Genomic DNA, 18418 nt, shown 5'->3' with positions numbered 1-18418 from the left:
TGTGATTGTGAATAGTGAATTTCTGATGTGTAAAATAAACGGAGAAGCTTGCAGGGGGATCATTGATTACAGTACAAAAAAAGCCTCATCCATGTTGGTGAGGCTTTTTGTATTGCTGTTGTCTTTTTTTAACGATCGTTATTAGATGTTTCATCTCCTATGTTCCAGGTAAGACCGAAACGAAGAGTGTTATCCAATGCACTGTTGATTTTAGACATATTAATAAGATAAGAAAGATCAAGACCGAAAGAACGGTACTTTAATCCAATACCTGCTGTTGCAAACTGTCTCGCTCCCTGTTCTTCACTTTCATGGAAGTAACCTCCTCTTACAGAAAAAGCATTATCATATGAATATTCCAAAGCACCACTATACATGATACTGTTTTTGTTTTTGAAAGATTTTCCGATACCAGCCATTGGTCCTACGTTTGGAATTTGATAGATAGGCTGTCTTGTATTAGGATCTATTCCTGCATATTCAGATCCTGGAACTAAAAGTTTTGAACCTTCCACTGTTAATCCGACTCTATTCATATCATCAAGGAACATGTCATATCCAATCCCCAATCTTGCCATCGTAGGAAGATAAGATCTTGATTCTTCATTTCCGGTATAGTCCAATTTCGGACCTAAGTTCTGAATAGCTAAACCGGCATTTAATTTACCATCATATCCTCCAAAACTGGAAAATCTAGGTGAAGTGTAGTAACCTGAAACATCTACAGCAAAAGAGTTGGCAGGTTTAAGTGTAGTATCTGTGTTGAATCCTCCGGCTAAGTCTGAACGGATAAATCTACCAGTTACAGCCATAGAGTAGGAATCAGAAAGTTTCAAAGCATAGGCAACGTCAATAGAGAATTCGTTTGGTTTTGATGTACCCATTGAAGCAATTTCTGTACCTACCAACTGAGTAAGGTCTACTTGCCCCATATTGAAATAATAGATACTTGCAGAAATGGTAGATCTTTCTTCTTGCCCCAGGAACTTATGAAATGCACCATATAATAAGAATACATCATTGGTAAGTTTTCCCATATAAGGTGTATAGTTAAGACCTATGGAAGAACTTGTTCTGCTAAAAGGATATTTTGCAGCATTCCAGAACTGTGAAAATGCATCCGGAGAGGTTACTACCCCTTGGTCTCCCATACCTCCAGACCTTGCATCAGGTGCAATTCTTAGAAATGGAGCTCCGGTAAGTACTGGGTTTACTTTACCCAAGTCTTGCGAATAGCCTAAAAAACCAGCACTCAAACCAAATCCTAAAAGCAGTTTAGTAGTTAAATTCATATGTTGTCTTTTATATATTATCAGTTTTTTATTAATATTATTATCTATGTATAAGTTAATTTATTTCAAAAGTACCATTTTTTCTACAGCTGTGGCACTTCCTTTGCATTTTTCTTGATTTTGACTTTTTGCAAATATCTTAAAAATATACGTACCTTTTGCTACTGTTGCTCCAAAATCATCTCTTCCGTCCCATTCTATTGCCTGACGAGGGGTTCTAAAGCCCTGTAGGAAAGGTTCTGCAACCACCGGCTGAGATAAAGTTCTTACCAATCTTCCGGTAATTGTATAGATCTGTACATTCACATCCAGAATATCATCACAGTTGTGTTCAAACTGTACATAGGTCTTATTAGTGAATGGATTTGGCCAGTTCAGCGGACGGTTAATGATCAGGTGTTGGTCAGATTCATCCTTAACTTCAAAATTTAACGTAGCAGATGTAGAATTATTGTTTATATCCCAAACTTTAAATGCTAATTGATGTTGTCCAATGGCAAGATTCTTGAAAGGATATGATACATTTCCTTTTTGATAGTCTGCAAGACTTGGATTCAGACATCCGTTTCCTTCACCCGGAGCATAAAAATCATTTAAAATTACCGTATTAATAATCTGCCCATCCAGATAAACCGTAATATCATGTCCTATTCCTGATCCGGTAGAGTTAATTCCTGTATCATCCGTAAGACAGGCAAGAAGCATTGGGTTCTGATTGGTAATACCACCATCTGCAAAGTTGGTATTATTCATATACAGTTTTACTTTTGGAGGCTGGTTATCATTGATTCCGTTGGGGTTGATATCACCTACCTGTACAGTCTGGTTGTTGAATACATCCGTTGCCTTATTGTCTGCATATGCCAGTATTCTTCCGTCTCCTACAGTGTAGTTAATGTCTTTAGGTACATAAAATTCTGCATTGAAAACTCCGTTTACTGCCGTTCCTGCAGCTTTTACGATAGCACTTCCTTCTTCAGTATAGTCTAATACAGGAGATAAAGCACCGTTGTTATTTAAGGTCTTTTTATTTAGTCTCTTATCAAAAATGTTGATGGCTACTTTTCCGTTGAAAGTACTGTTTAGAGTTCCGTCAGGTTTATTGATGTGTCCTTTTACTTTCACAAAATCCAATCCTCTGATTAATCCGGGAACAGGAGTTTCAATATTATCAATAGTCAGCAATCTTTGTGGCCTGCTTAGTTTCATAGCAGGGTCACCAAGGAAATTTACCTTCAGGTGGTTATTATTAGGACCTTTCTGTTTTTTTGCAATTAAATGAGCATACCCTAAAGAATTGAAATCATCATTGGTTAATTTAAATATATTTCGGGTATAGGTGTTGGTGAAATCACGTCCGTAATCTACACCAATAGCACGGCTGGAAGTGATCATTGCCGAAACGCCCCCTTGTTTTAGCTTAATAAACTGCTCTCCCACAGAATTTGTTCCCGGCTCATCCCATAATGTGAACTCACATGTTATAGTAGAAACAAACGGAAACCTGCTGTATACATTAGAGAAGTTGTTTGAGTTTTGAACTTCTGTACTGGTTAATACTCTTTCCTGTGCCCAGCCATTGATTCCTCCATGTCCGAAATAGAAAAGATATAAGCTGTTTCCTATAGCATTGGAAATTGCCTGATTCACCTGCGGATACCTTAGTCCTCCTGAAGTACTTTGAGCAGGGAAGGCATCCATATATAATTTTTTTACATTGTATTCTTTCAGATCCAGCTGGCCGGGCTGTTCGAATATACTCGCCAAACTAGAGTTCATAACATTGTGGAAAGGACTTCCTCCTTCATTATTATCATCCACTACAAAGTCAAGGCGCATACGCCACTCTCCAAAAGGACTTGACTGCCCGGACAGAGAATTGTAATAAGCTAGGGTCTTGCTGATCATATCTGATGCTTCAGTGACATTAGCAGCAGGAATTCTTCCGACAGGCACATCGGGTAAATTATTTTCAATTAAAAGGGTATTCTGCGGCTGGTTCATTACAATATAATCATCGGTAACGAATGACGATACATAATCTGAAGACTGCTCACTTTGATAGCTGGGAACAATGTTTGTATTATTTGAGATTCTGTTTTTGTAATCAAATGATGCGTCTCCAAGTATAAATACATATTTAAGCCTTCCGGCTGGTGTATTCAGTTTGGTAACGAAATCTCTGATAGCAGTAAGGTCTTTGCTTCCACTTCCGAATTCTTCATAGATTTTACTGATATCTACAATCTCTACCTTATAGTTATTGGCTGTCTGATGATAATTGGCAAGTCTTTGTGCCTGGCCCATCATTTCAGGTACAGTAAGAATGAGATAATCAATATTCTGTAATATGGAAAGATTCTGGTTGGAAATCCTACCTACAAACTGTGGGTTGAAGGCTGCGTCAGAACGGAAAGCTACAAATTCATTGTTGAAGTTCTGATCAGCAGCAATATAGGCAAAGTTGAAAGAACCTGCTCCCGCTTTATTTACTCTTCTGTTTGCGTTGGTGATATCTGTCACATCCCATACCTGCTCTATATTTCCGGCATTGGTTATACTGAATCCATAGTTGGTATTGCTTCCGCTTACAATAGAATAATCTCTGAAGTTCATCTGTGAACCATTAAATGCAAGATTCTCTTTGTATTGCAGCTCAATATAATCGAAGTAGAAAGTTCCGTTAGGGTTTTTACCAATATTAGGATTATAATTAATCGTAAGCTGATTTCCGGTAAGATTGGTGATGGTCCCCGAATAGGTTATGGGATAAAAATTATATTGAATCGCTCCACTGTCTGCAGGTACAGTTTTTGAAGACGGTGCCAGATTGTTGATTTTAAAATCAATGTTGTTCTGTTGTGATCTGTATCCAACTACCTGAGTTCTGTATCGTATAAGATCATTAGCCTGTATAGGAGAATTGGTAGTGATGGTTACATCTTTTTCACTATTGAAAGGAGTGTCTTCTACCCACGTTCTTCCCACTTTCAAAAGATTTTTCTGATCTTTATTGATGACCTGATAGCTGTCATACCTTGTGATCAGCTGTGCAGGGAGATTTCCGTCAATGGACTGAACTCTTTTTCCTGCTCCTTTATCAAAATTGATATAGTAATAAGAAAAATCTTCGTATATATTTTTTACATTATTGCTTCTCTCAGAAAATCTTGTGTCTTTTCTTTTGAAGCCATTTCCGTTGTTGGTATCATAAAGATTATATCCGTCAGGTCCCTGTGCATAGAAAAGAGCATAATCATTATCATTCCATACCCCGTCATCTTCACCCACAACCTGAATGGCGTTTTCCTGCAAAGCACCATACTTGGTGTCCTGATTGTATTCGGGAAGCATAATACCTCCGTTTCCGTAAATTCTGAAATTTTTAGGATTTACAGAAGAAGGATTGATCCCGTTGTCTTTTAAAAACTGTGATGTGATTTTAAATATACCGGATTTGTCAACTTTTATTTTGTAAAAATTACCACTGGATAAGGGATTACCTGTAGTTCCTACCTTATTAAATGTGCTTGAAGCATTAATAGGAGCTGCACCTTCAGTAACATTAAATGAAGAAAGTCTCTGAACACGGCCTTTCACATTTTTAAATAAGGCAACGCTGATACTGGCATAAGTGTCCCCATCCAATGTATAATAGGAAACATCTGCCACATCATAATCAGGAAGGCTGCCTTTATCCAATTCAAATAAATCCTGGTTGGAAACATTCTCCCAGGAAAGGTCTGAAATTTTTAACTGCTTTTCTCCGATTTTTTGCTTAGTTACTATAAAAACATTATTTTGGCTGAAAGAAAAACCTTCATTTTTGAAAATGGGAAGATTAATTTTTGTTTCACCAAAATCCTGAATTTTAGAACCATTCCATTCTATGGTGTTTCTTTGGGCGTAAAGTGTTGATGCAAAAGCGATTAAGGATAAAAGAGTGATTTTTCGTCTCATGTTTATTATTGAAATTGCTAAATTACAAAATAAATGAAAATTTTAGAATTAAATTGCGATACAATAAAATTAATTTGTTAACGTTTTTCAAAAAAATCAAATGTTTACTTGATTTATTGAATAATTTATTTTTTCTTTGTACTTTGAAAATATTTATATCGACTATGAAAAAACTAAAGTTGTTTTCATTAATAGCATTAAGTTCTACACTTGCATTAACCAGCTGTGGCGGATCAGGAACCAGCAAAGGAGGCGGTACTAAAAAATTTGTCAGCAAGACAGGTTGGAAACCAAACGAAAAACAAGGTTGGTTTTTTGCAGGAAAGCAACAAAAACAGAAGGGGTGGCCAGGAATGGTATATGTAGAAGGTGGAACTTTTACAATGGGATTAGTGAAAGATGATGTTATGCACGATTGGAATAACACGCCTCGCAGAATGCAGGTAAGTTCATTCTTTATCGGTGAAACTGAGATTACTAACTACGAATACCGCGAATACCTTACATGGTTGAAGTATGTATTCCCTCCAAGTGATCCTAGTTTTAAGGAGATCTATAACGGCGCCCTGCCAGATACTCTATTATGGGACAATAAATTAGCTAGAAACGATTATAATGAAACTTATCTGCGTTCTCCGGAATTCGATTACTACCCTGTAGTAGGAGTTTCCTGGACTCAGGCAAACAGATATTGTGAATGGCTGACAGACAGAGCAAATGAAAAGGCTTTGATGCAGGCAGGTGTTATTGCTAAAGATTTATATATCAACGAATCCAACAACCAGGGAGGAACTGCATTTAATATGGATAAATTCAAAGCGAATGATCCGGAGATGCAAGGATATATTAATGAAAAAAGAATGCAGCAGAAATCTGGGATGAAAACAACAAACCAGAGACTATTATCTGCAAACAGAGCTCCAAATTCTGCAATGGTACAGAAGTTCAGACTTCCTACTGAAGTAGAATGGGAATATGCAGCTCTTGGAATGGCGAAAACCAGAGAATATAACCAATACCTTGGAAAGAAACCTGAAATTGAAAGATTAAGAGGGGTTAAAGGAAAAGAAAGAGGAATGTTCCTTGAAAACTTTAAAATGGGTAAAGGTGACTATTCTGGTATAGCAGGATGGAAAAATGACGGTTCTGCACAGACTTCCGACGTAAGAAAATATCCATCTAATGATTTAGGAATCTATGGTATGTATGGTAACGTTTCTGAATGGACTGCTGATGTGTACAGACCAATCATTGACGAAGATTACAACGATTTCAATTATTACAGAGGAAATATGCCTCAGGCTATCGTAAGAAACGGTGACGGAACTTACAAAATGATCGACGAAGGTACTATTAAGTATGATACTTTAGCTGACGGAAGATTAGTTTACAAAGGACTTCCGGGACAATTTGAAAGAGAAACGATTGCTGATTACAGAAACTACAGAGATGGTGACAGACAGTCTTCTTTAGAATATTACAGAGCATCAGATTCTGCTTCAGGATTTGATATGTATAATTCTCCTAGAAAAAGATTTGTTGTAGACGCTACAGGTAAGGTGAAAATGCAAAAAGATACCAAAGACAGAACTTCTGAAATGTCTAACGATATCAGAGTTGTAAAAGGGGGGTCTTGGCAAGATACTGCATATTGGCTGGATCCGGGACAAAGAAGATATAAGAACCAAGGAAAAGCATTTGGCTGGATTGGTTTCCGTGTCGCTCAGGATGCAAGAACAAATGACAAGAGTAGAACTCGAAGATAATATTTATCAAAAAATACTTATATAAAACCTTCCGGATTTCCGGAAGGTTTTTTTATTTTTGACCTATGAATATAGAACAGTTTTATCCTTTGTTTCTGCAGGCTGGTAAAGTGACCATTGATAGCAGAAAAATCGCAGAAAATGATATTTTCTTTGCCTTCTCCGGAGATAATTTCAACGCAGCAACTATAGCCGAAAAAGCTATTGACGAAGGTGCCTTGGCTGTAATAGTTGAACAGCAGGAATTTGAAAACAGAGATAAAAATATTTTCTATGTTCCATCCACTTTGGATTTCCTACAGCAGCTGGCAATCTATCACAGAAGCAAGCTTAGCATCCCTTTTATAGGTCTTACAGGGAGTAATGGGAAAACAACTACCAAGGAACTCATTCATGCCGTACTTTCAGAAAAATACAATGTACAGTATACATCGGGTAACCTCAATAATCATATCGGGGTTCCTCTAACCATCCTATCTATCAAGCCTGAGCATGAAATGGCTGTGATAGAAATGGGAGCCAATCATCAGAAGGAAATTGAATTCCTGTCTGCTATTTCAAAACCTGATTTTGGATATATTACCAATTTTGGAAAAGCCCATTTAGAAGGATTTGGCGGATTTGAGGGAGTAATCAAGGGGAAATCTGAACTGTATGATTATCTTAAAAATAATCATAAAACAATCATTGTTAATGAAAATGATCCTATCCAAACTGAAAAAACAGAAAATTATTCACCAGTTATTACTTTTGGAAAGGAGAGTTCAGATTATAATTTTGAATCTTTTTCTGAAGAACATTTTGTAGGATTGAGCTATAATGGAATGAAAGCTGTATCAAAACTGACAGGAGATTATAATTTTACTAACCTTTGTGCGGCAGCCAGTCTAGGACTTCATTTTGGAATCAGTTTTGAAAAAATAAAATATGCTCTTGAGCTTTACACCCCGACGAATATGCGCTCTCAGGTTGTGAAGAATAACGGCAGAACAATGGTGCTGGATACTTATAATGCCAATCCAAGTTCCATGACAGCATCACTGAATAATTTTGTTACTTTTGAAGGGAGTAAAACCATTATTATCGGTGATATGCTTGAATTAGGTGATGAAAGTGAGAAAGAACACCAGAATATCTTAAAACTGGCAAAGGATTTAGGGTTTAATGAAATTATCACAGTAGGAAAACACTTTAAAGCTGTTAATCCTTCAGATCTTGCTTTCGAAAATACCGCAAGTGTAATAGAATATTTAAAAGATCATAAAATTCAAGCCGAAAATATATTGTTGAAAGGATCAAGAGGCGTAGCGCTGGAGAAACTGATCGACTTCATTTAAGATATTATATAGGAAGCTGATTATATTTACAAGACGGCAGGGTAGAGGAGGGGTTCAATGCTCCTCTACCGTCCTTTAGACTTTTGAAATTTATTTTGCCTTTGAATCCCAAAATTCTTTTACAATCAGCTTAATATTCTGAAATGTACTTGGAAAGACTTCATTTTCAATCTGAACGGTGTTCTTCCAGGCAACTTCAGTAATGCCTTCTTCAGTCTGTGGCTTGGAAGTATCATTGCCGCTGAATTTCATTTCAAACCAATGGGTGCATTTTAATATTTTTTCCCCATTTCTCTCCACATAAATATGGTAGGTTGTATTGATGAATTGAACGAGTTCAACATCTTTAAGACCTGTTTCTTCCTCTATTTCACGTACGGCAGATTCTTCTCTGGATTCTCCTTTTTCCATTTTTCCTTTAGGAAGATCCCATCTGCCTAATCTTTTGATAAAAAGTGTATCTCCTACCGGATTATTAACAAGTCCCCCCGCAGCTTCTATAATTCTGAAAAGCTTCTGGAATTCATGCCAGATTTCTTCAATATTCTCACCAAAAACATTCAGTTCATTCACTGAAGTATTTTCCAAAATATCCAATGCAATCTCTAAAGTCGTGAAACTTTCATACCCGAGATTTTTTTCAAGTCTTTCGGGATGCTTAGATATCAATAATTTTTTTTCGTTCACAAAAACTTTATACATTTGTAAGAATTAAGAATTTAAATACAAAAATAAAAAATGAATTTAGAAGGACGAAAAATTATTGTCAATAAATCATCTAAAGAGTTGTCGGAATTGTTAAAAACTCCTGAAAACTACAAAGATTTTATGCCGGACGGTCTTCAAAAGTTTGAAACAAGAGATAACGGTTTTAAATTTGGATTACAGGGAATGCCGGAAATCGCTTTGAAAATAGATGAAGTAGACGATCAGAAAGCTGTTTTGAGATCCGCAAGTTCAAGCTTAGATTTCTCATTGACGGCAACTTTGAACCCAATCAACGAAAACCAGACTGAAGTTCAGATGTTATTTGAGGGGAAATTCAATCCGTTCATCAAAATGATGGTAGAAAAACCATTACAAAACTTTATCAATACGCTTACTGACAAAATCGAAGCTTATAAATAATAAAAAAACCTTCATATGTGAAGGTTTTTTTGTTTTTTTTATAAGATTGTCAACAACTGGATCGCTCTTATATCTGCTTTGTTTATTTCACTATGGTAGTGTCTCACTAACTGTGTAAGTTGAAAAGTTATTCTGGAAAATTTTGAGCCCTTAGAGCTCAAAAAATTTTACGGAAATAACTTTTTATTATTTTTAACCATTATATAGTTATGATAGACAAAGAAGACTTATTAAACAACAAGGATTTCTATAAGTCCTTTAAGAATGGGGAAGATTTAACATCCTTCTTCAAAGAACTACACAAAAAAGCTGTGGAGCACATGTTGGATGCAGAGCTGGACAGTCATCTGGACAACGAAAAGCATGGTAAAACAACTAATGGAAATTACCGAAACGGTCATGGAACCAAAAAATAAAATCTTCTTTTGGGGAATCCGAGATTAAGGTTCCCAGAGATAGAGAAGGTAGTTTTGAGCCAGCATTAGTTCCCAAAAGGCACAACATTATCGATGGTTTGGAAAACATTATCATCTCATTCTATGCCAAAGGAATGAGCGTATCAGACATTGAGGAACAAATCCGTGAAATGTATGATTTTGAGGTTTCTACTTCCACCATATCACGAATCACCAATGCGGTTGCAAGTGAAGCAGTAAGTTGGCAGAACCGGCCGCTTGAAGATGTGTATCTCATTGTCTGGATGGATGGGATTGTTTTCAAAGTAAGGGAAAACTCCAAAGTCATTAATAAAACCGTTTATCTGGCTGTGGGATTAAGCCGTGACGGGAGAAAGGAAGTATTGGGAATGTGGCTTGGAAAAAATGAAAGCTCAGCCTTCTGGATGAGTGTTCTCACAGATTTAAAAGCTCGTGGTGTAGAGGATATTCTCATCACCGCCACCGATAATTTAAACGGATTTACCCAGACCATACGTTCTGTTTTTCCTGAATCTCAAACCCAGATCTGTGTTGTCCATCAGATCAGAAATGCCTGCAAATATGTAGTTTGGAAGGACAGAAAAGAATTTTCTGCCGATATGAAGCATATTTACACTGCTCCAACAAAACAAGCAGCTGAAGCAGCTCTGGACGATTTTGCAGAAAAATGGGAAAGCAAATATTCTTATGCTATTGCATCCTGGCGGAATAATTGGGATGAGCTGACTGTATTTTTTGAATTTCCTTTAGAGATCCGAAAAATCATTTATACAACTAATTTAATTGAAAATCTCAACGGAAAAATCAGAAAATACACCAAAAACAAAATGTCTTTTCCTACAGATGATGCCGTAATGAAATCAGTGTATCTCGCTTTAAAAGAATCTACTAAAAAATGGACCATGCCAATTCAAAATTGGGGTATTGTTCTTAACCAGTTTATGCTTATTTTTGAACAAAGGCTCAGATTATAAAATCCAAGCCCTAACTTTTTAACTTACACACTTCGTGGGATAGTGTCTTCACTATATACTACCATTGTAATTATCCTTTTGTGGATACTAAAGTTTAATGGATCTGAAACAGGATTCTATATCTCTATAGCAGCAATGATTCCTTCTAATACATTTGCTCTGTACTTTTATCGATCCAACTACGAAAATGTACCACCTAAAAATATCGCAACGCTATAATACACAAAACCCACCGCTTTTGCGGTGGGTTATTTTTATCTACTCAAAGTCATAGAATGCGTAGCGGCTTACCAACACATTTGATACATTACCATCTTATTCTTACAAATTATCTAATCATAAATTTCTTTATACCATCCGTTTTTTAGAGAAATACTTTTTACAAATATCTTTTTTCTATATTCTTCTGAAATAAACTTCCCTATGACTGGAGAGTGTTCATCAGCAGATGGTTTAACATATACATTGCCTAAACTATCTACTTTTAAATAATAAATATTCATATCAACAAAGTCTGCTGTGAGTTTTTTCAGTTGATCATTAGCATTAATTTTTAAATTCTCTTTTAAAGAATCTTTAGGATAACTCTCTTCTATATCAATAATACTCTTAGACTGTTTATTATAATTTATCGTAAGTCGTACAAAATTATTATTCTTGATACTTTCTAAAAATATTATTGGGGAGTTTCTAGAAGAAAACCCTCTTACGTAAATCTCACTCCCTTGATAATTTGAAAAATCATAATTCGAATATCTGTTAATAAATTCTTTTTCATAATTACTTTTACAAGATATTATAAACAATAGACATAAATAATAAATAAATTTTTTCATTTTTTAATTTGATTTAAGTTTTATGGTATATTAGCTGGTGTAGGAGTTCCCACAGTTACTTGAATTTGCATATCTCCATAATTGTACTTATCTGAAAAAAGCACTCCACTAGATATAGAAAGTTGATCATCAGAAGAATCTAGCTGACTACTATAACCATTTGTGCTAGAATTAACTACACTATTATAATGTGCTCCTAACGATAATTCAGCTCCTGTGAATTGCATAGCACGACCTGATGCACCAAATAAAAAATTCCCAAAATTGTTCTGATTATGAGCCAAACCTTCAACTAAAAATATTGTATTTGAAGTATTGGTCGTAGGGTTACTTGGTTTTGCATTTGGAAACATTTTAGGTACTTGTGTATAAGCAAAATCCATTTTTCCTCCGCCTATTCCTTCTTTTTTTATATAATCATATCTTTCAGAAAGACTCCTATTACTCGCTTTATTTTTAGGATCAAATGCTCCTGACCATCTAACTAATGTACGGACTTGTTTTTCTGTAACAAATTCAAGTTTATTTATTTTACCTGATTGTATATCAGCAACATCATTTTTAGGATCAGCAAATCTAAATTTCTGCTGTGTACTTCCATCACTTTTTACAACTCTTCCCTTACTTCCATTCCATAAGTTATGCCACCAATTATCTTTTGTAGTACCAGTATAGTTTCCATTTTCGTCAAAATTAATAAATTTTCTTCCATCTGGGTCTATATACCTTATAGGGTTATCGCCTACATAAGTGTAAGGGCTATATCTTCTCATTTTCTCCGCCAGTGGATCCATAACTCCCCATCTACCCAAATCCGGCATATACATTCTTGCCCCATAATCATACATTCCTGTCTCTTGCAGCTCCTTGCTGTTATACTTATAATTCATATAACCTCCTAACAAGCCTTTCACTCCTCCAATATGATTCATTCCAAATGCATAATAATTATTCGTATCCGTTATTTCAGGGTTGCCTGTGCTGTCTTTGGCAAAACTTACCCTGGCATTTCCGAGGTGGTCTTTATACTGATAAATATAGCGGTTTTCTATGAAACTGTAAAATCCTTCTGCAGTGGGGACAAAATCAAGCAGCCATATAGGGGATATGATTCCGGGATCAAAAATATTCTTATCTCTGTAAGCTTCTGCTTCAAAGGCAACACTGGTTTTGCACCATAAACAAGGACCTGAGGTTTCGATATAATTATATTGAAATCCATCCAGATAGTCTGTCATCTTTGTCGTTTTGTTTTGTCCTTTCCCGCCTCCAGAGGTGTAAGTCTTACGTACTTTTGTGCCATCTGCCCTATAAAGATAGCTCAGTCCGAAACTGGTAAGCCCTCCTAAAGGATTATTCTGATTGATGGAGAACAGGTCCGGCAGGTTCAGATGATTATAAGCAATATTCTGAATTCCTTTATCCTTCATCGTGGTCATACTCCCATTCAGGTCATAATCTATGATATTATTACCTCCTTCATAACCGGTATCGTTCATGGCATTTTCGATCACTTGGGTCAGGCGGTTGCCATTATAGATATAATCAAGATTATCTACCAAAGTAGCCGTATTTCCTGGCATAGCTGCCGCTGTACGCTTGAGATTACTGATGTTTCCATTCAGGTCATAGGTCAGGTATTCGTCAAAATTACCGCTGACTCCCGTTCCCGGTTCTTTATAAAAAGCATTGGTAAGCCTGTTTAGGGCATCATATTCATAAACATATCTTTTGAGATTGTTTTCAGAACTGTTATTCCAGTCTATTTCTGCGATATTTCCGTTGAACTTCCCAGTTGTCGATGGGTTTTCAGGGGTATTATATTTGATCTTATACCCAAAGAGTTTTCCGTTCAGGGTGGCAGGATCATTGATCTGGGTCATCCATCCGCGGATATTGTATTTATAGTCCATCTGCTGAAGCGGGGATGCCGCAGCAATTCCGCCCACTTTCTTAGATTCCAGTTGGGAAAGTTCATTGTATTTATTCTGGGTAAGATATTCAACAGGATTATTGTCTACCTGATGTTTATGTACCAGTAATCTGTTTTGTTGATCGTACTCAAACGTTTCTGTTAGCACTCTTTCTGAATCTGAGTTTAGGCGCTTGTGTTTAGTAATAACCTGTTGGGGAGTGCCTGTAAAATCAAGTTGAGATTCTGTTCTGGTATACCCTCCCAGATGATTGATAGAATGAGTGCCAATCACTCTTCCTTTGGTATCATAATAGGTGTAAGTTTTTGTCCAGTTATCATCTTCAATATTTTTCACAAGGCTCATCACAGGCAGTCCTTTGGTGCTTCTCCCGTCAGCGGTTGGGTTTTCAGTCAGTACAGGTTGACCTAGAATGCTTGAAGGGAAAGGAGGATTAAAACTATACTGCTGAGGATAAGAATCGTAATAGGTAACAGACAGCAGAGTGTCCAGCCCCCAATGCATATTGGTATAATAATAAGGCATTCCGTTTGCCGTCAGGGGGGTATTGTCTCTGCCTTCAATAATAGCTCCGCCACTGATCTGGTTCTGCATTCCGATTCTGGTATTATCAGCCTTTAGTATTCCTGTATAGATAGGCCTTCCCAATAGATCATATTTAGAGATGATCCAGCTGGATGAAGCTCTCTGGTTAGCATCCTGAGAAAGGATCAGTCTGTCGGCTTTATCATACACCATATATTCCCAGCCTTTACCTGGAAGCTTTTTTTCTACCAGCCTGCCTCTTCCGTCATAACGGTACTGATAGGCCAAAGCATCATGTTCCGCCATACCCCAGGTCTCTAACTGAGAGAGAAGCGGAGGAATTACAAAAGCTAACTGATTATATTCATTGTAAACATAATACGTATCTGCATTTTTGGTTACACTCAGCTCTTTTCTGACTAATATAATCTGGCCCTGACCGTTTTTAAATTCAATAGTTTTATTACCATCTTCATCGGTGACTGTATTTTTGTACAATTGGGCTTCGCCATACATCCCGTTATTACTGATTGATGAGAACGTAGCTCCGTTCACCCAGCTGGAAGAGGTGGCAAATTTCCTTACTTTATCTGTCGTGATATTGGCTTCATAGCCAAATTTCACAGGTTTAACAGCCCAGTCTGTACCCACCTGAATCTGCTGCTGAATCCGGTCTAAAGGAGAGTTTTCCAGTATTTTCTCTGAATAGATCTTCTCATTACCATACACTGATGGAGCGTTACCCAATGGATTGGGAACAATAGCTCCGTTTGAAGTGTTTCCCTGGGGAACGGGAAGGTAGTCTTTTACCTGTCTCCCAAACTGATCATATTCAATATGGGTAACAATATCTTTTCCTAACGGTGATGCTTTGATATTCACGACCTGCTTGGGTCTTCCTAAACCGTCAAAATACTGAACGGACTGAACCTGTCTGGCATTGGCATCACTCTGGGTTTTAGGTTCAAGGTAAGTCCTTGTGTAGATATAATTTTCATTGGTACTGCTCAAACCGGAGGGCAGCTGTACCTGTGCTTTTACAGTGCCCATTACAAGAAGTACACCTATAGGAATTATTAATTTTTTCATCAGTTCTTAGTTTTTATAGTTGTACTTTATTTCCTTCAGGATCTTGCCGTCCATATCGGTTACTTTTTCCAGTCGATTGGCAGAATCATAGATATAGTTTTCTCTGATTCCGGAAGGAGATGTAATGGTTCTTACTCCTACTAATGGATCATAGGTATAAGTAGTGATCTGATAAGCAGGCAGATTATCCCTAAATGTCTTTAATGCATTTAATAGTGGAGTCTCATCGTTATTTGCAGTAGCTGAAGCATCTATATTGGAAGCTGTAACAATAGCATCGATTAATGACTGCTGAATGTCTAATAGTTTCGCGCCTTCTATTCTCGCAATAGGTTGGGTCTGATTATAGCCCCAGATAATGGCCGTCGGAATACTTCCCCTTATGGTATACTGCAGGATATTTCCAGTGGCATCATACTGGTCATAGCTTACTACATTTAGTGCGGAAGCCATATTGTCCGAATCAAATTTTTGCTCCAATACAGGAAGCACCAAATTGCTGGTCTGGGCATTCCTTCCATAGATGCTTCTTGCCTTGGAAATCACCTTTCCATTTTCCTTTACCTCCGTCTGAAGCGGAATACCAATCATGTTGGCGGCTATCATATCGGCATTGTTCTGCTCATGGGCATATTGGTAGCCTGTCTCCTGAATGGTCTTGTCCGGAAAGGTGGTGACACTTTTGGTAAGGTTATTATGGACGGACGAAGTATAGTCCAGCTCCTCCTTGGTAACCAATGCTCCATTGTCAAGATATTTGGTGGATGTCTTTCTAAGCAGCTTATATGGCGATGCCTCCAGGGAATAAAGTCCCCAGTTAAGGTTAAGGTAATCCATTATATTGCTTGTATTAGTTATATTGACAATGTCACTATAGGACAGTCCCTTGAGGATTGTATTACAGTTACCAGTCGGGTTATCAGACATACATTTTTCAGGATAATTATAAAAATAATTACTCTCTTCAATTTTCTTGAAGATCCCATTCTTGAATTCAAAAAACTCTTCCTTATTAAGCTGTCCATAGGTATGGGCCTTATCATCAGGCGGAGGAAAAGGTATTTTATTAAAGTTATTGTTGGCAATAGGCTTTGTGAAATACTGAACCGTTTTCCCATTGGGCAGGCCGGATGCATCCTTTTCCATTCTTTCTACTCTTCTGTACACCAGATTTTGTCCTTTTAGCTTGGACAGTGGATTGGATCCCTGAGAGTAGACGATGCCAAAGTTATTCGTAGTAGCCACAAATGGAAGTGTCAGTATAGTTCCGGATGCCGTTCCATCTTCATTAACATAGGCAAATTCCTGGGTATAGGTGTTGGTATTATCCTTCGAGGTGATTTTTTTCACCCTCTGGCCTCCTATCACTATAGGAGCAGTATCCGATTGCTTTTCCTGCCACTGCATTCCAACGGAAAAGAAATAGGGTACCTCCACGTTATCAGGGTCTTCTGTATGCCCATTTGATTTTGCGGTAAGCATGTGGTTCCCAATCGTTAAAGAATTTGCATTAAAGGTTGCTGTACCAGGATTAAGCCAACTACCATCTATCATAACCTTATAGTTACAGGTGGTTGAGTATACTGTCCCTGGACAATTGCTAATCTTAACCTGCGCATCAAAGGAATTTCCAACTATTGGTCCATCTACGATAAATGGAATCTCATATTTGCCATTTCCCTTATAATGCATGGGCATCCTGTTAAGACGTATTGCCTTGGGAATTCCATCGATGGCTGAGGGCATCATTAAGTTGTAATTAGCAGGACGATCTGCCACATTGCTTTCATAGGTATATTCTGAAAAACCTCCTGTTGGGTAGGTGACCCTTGTTAATAATCCGGTGGAAGCATACTGTGGATTGACTGTGAGCTTTTTCTTATCAATATTGGAAAACATATAATCCCCATTATTTTCATTGTTATAATATCCCCATATATCTTGTGAGGCAGAGAACCTGTTGGGTAATGTATCTGAATTATAGTCAAATGAGTAATAATTTTCGTAATTGCCCGTTTGAATATTCAGTCTTTTCACCGCCCTGAGTCTTAGTCTTTTATTTTTATAAATATTTGCAGCATTTGAGACAATGGAGACATACGAGGGCAATGACTGTGCTTCATTGTAGTAGTCATAGACCAGCTGAAACTGCTTCACAAGCTTTCCATTATTGTCATATACCTTGATGAACTTCAAAAGATCAGCCTTGCCGGTTTTACTGATTAGATCCTCCCTTTCAGCACCGTATTCAAATGCTACCTTTTCAAAAGGCGTGGTAATTTCCTTTATTACCTTAAAGTTTTCCGTACTTCTTATAAGGGATAGGGCATCATTTGTTTCGTCTCCCCTGGAAACATAAATACTGGAAGAGTCCAGGTATCTAAGGGTGGCTGCCTGGCCCCTGCTGGTTATTCCTGTAAGGTACCATGAATCATTGATATTGGGGGAGCTATTCGCTTGTTGTGTTGACGGAGGTTGCTTGATAATTTTAGTGGAAGACACGGATTTACTCGAATACTGCTGATCAAAATTAAATTCTGTCCCCTCGTTGAGGGTCACCTTCCATGTATTGGCTTCTTTACTAATCTTCGTATCGTCCTTTTGCTGGGGAATGTACGTATTGCTATTGTAGTTGTAGAAAAACGGAATCGTATTCCCAAAATAGTTAATGGTATAGCTGTCTGTTTCCAGATCATCCCCTGTATAGGGTTGGGTAAGATGCTGATGATTGTATAGAATGGCATTTCTTCCATCATAGGTAGGCGTATTGATGTACTGCTGAATAATATTGGTGGATTGTCCATCTATCTTGTCTTTAACTTCCTGGGTCAATACTCCAGTGTTATTAATTGACCAGCCCAACCCTACGGAGGTAGCCATTTGCCCAACCTTAATTCCGGAGGCATCATACTGCAGCTTGATCGGCAGTTCCATATCCCCCACACGAATGGCGTGAAGCAACACCCCTATACTTGGAGTCCCTGTGGACAGATTTACGGATTGCTTGCCAAATACCCCTAGGGCATTGGCATCAAGATTGGGTATTATAACTCTGGGAACCATTTTGGGTGATTCCTGCTGTGCATGTACAGTTCCAATCATCAGCAGTATGCCAATGGGTATCATTACTTTCTTCATTA

Annotated in this window: 9 protein-coding genes and 1 pseudogene; 4 read left to right on the top strand and 6 right to left on the bottom strand. The window is 37.4% G+C overall.

The window, feature by feature from the left end:
- Positions 1-128: 128 nt before the first annotated feature.
- Entirely contained in the window at positions 129-1292 is a 1164-nt protein-coding gene (porV, locus tag LF887_RS16935) for a type IX secretion system outer membrane channel protein PorV (RefSeq protein WP_236855434.1), read from the bottom strand.
- A 60-nt stretch (positions 1293-1352) separates the two neighbouring features.
- Entirely contained in the window at positions 1353-5252 is a 3900-nt protein-coding gene (porU, locus tag LF887_RS16930; protein ID WP_236855433.1) for a type IX secretion system sortase PorU, read from the bottom strand.
- Positions 5253-5416: 164 nt separating this feature from the next.
- Here porU and gldJ point away from each other — a divergent pair, with 164 nt between their 5' ends.
- Both gldJ and LF887_RS16920 read left to right on the top strand, forming a co-directional pair.
- The gene (gldJ, locus tag LF887_RS16925; protein ID WP_236855432.1) at positions 5417-7018 is read left to right on the top strand and encodes a gliding motility lipoprotein GldJ; all 1602 of its coding nucleotides are present in this window, start codon (positions 5417-5419) and stop codon (positions 7016-7018) included.
- Between the two features lie 65 nt (positions 7019-7083).
- Entirely contained in the window at positions 7084-8355 is a 1272-nt protein-coding gene (locus LF887_RS16920; protein ID WP_236855431.1) for a UDP-N-acetylmuramoyl-tripeptide--D-alanyl-D-alanine ligase, read from the top strand.
- 90 nt (positions 8356-8445) lie between these two features.
- Here LF887_RS16920 and LF887_RS16915 read toward each other — a convergent pair whose 3' ends face one another.
- Complete coding sequence (locus tag LF887_RS16915) at positions 8446-9057, bottom strand: NUDIX hydrolase (RefSeq protein WP_262912478.1); 612 nt, start codon at positions 9055-9057, stop codon at positions 8446-8448.
- 36 nt (positions 9058-9093) lie between these two features.
- Between LF887_RS16915 and LF887_RS16910 the strand changes: the two genes are divergently transcribed.
- Together LF887_RS16910 and LF887_RS16905 are read left to right on the top strand one after the other, a co-directional pair.
- Entirely contained in the window at positions 9094-9483 is a 390-nt protein-coding gene (locus LF887_RS16910) for an SRPBCC family protein (RefSeq protein ID WP_236855430.1), read from the top strand.
- A gap of 209 nt (positions 9484-9692) precedes the next feature.
- A pseudogene (locus tag LF887_RS16905) lies at positions 9693-10894 on the top strand (IS256 family transposase).
- 332 nt (positions 10895-11226) lie between these two features.
- Here LF887_RS16905 and LF887_RS16900 read toward each other — a convergent pair.
- From LF887_RS16900 to LF887_RS16890, 3 genes are read right to left on the bottom strand one after another with little or no spacing between them, the layout of a single operon-like run.
- Positions 11227-11730 carry a hypothetical protein gene (locus LF887_RS16900; protein WP_236855429.1) on the bottom strand — a complete coding sequence of 168 codons (504 nt, stop codon included), beginning with the start codon at positions 11728-11730 and terminating at the stop codon, positions 11227-11229.
- Between the two features lie 20 nt (positions 11731-11750).
- The gene (locus tag LF887_RS16895) at positions 11751-15278 is read right to left on the bottom strand and encodes a DUF6443 domain-containing protein (RefSeq protein ID WP_236855428.1); all 3528 of its coding nucleotides are present in this window, start codon (positions 15276-15278) and stop codon (positions 11751-11753) included.
- Between the two features lie 6 nt (positions 15279-15284).
- Positions 15285-18416 (bottom strand): hypothetical protein, encoded by a 3132-nt coding sequence (locus tag LF887_RS16890; RefSeq protein WP_236855427.1) that lies wholly within the window; start codon positions 18414-18416, stop codon positions 15285-15287.
- Positions 18417-18418: the final 2 nt, after the last annotated feature.

The organism is Chryseobacterium sp. MEBOG06, assembly GCF_021869765.1.
Classification (GTDB): domain Bacteria; phylum Bacteroidota; class Bacteroidia; order Flavobacteriales; family Weeksellaceae; genus Chryseobacterium.
This window is presented reverse-complemented; position numbering and strand designations above follow the sequence as displayed.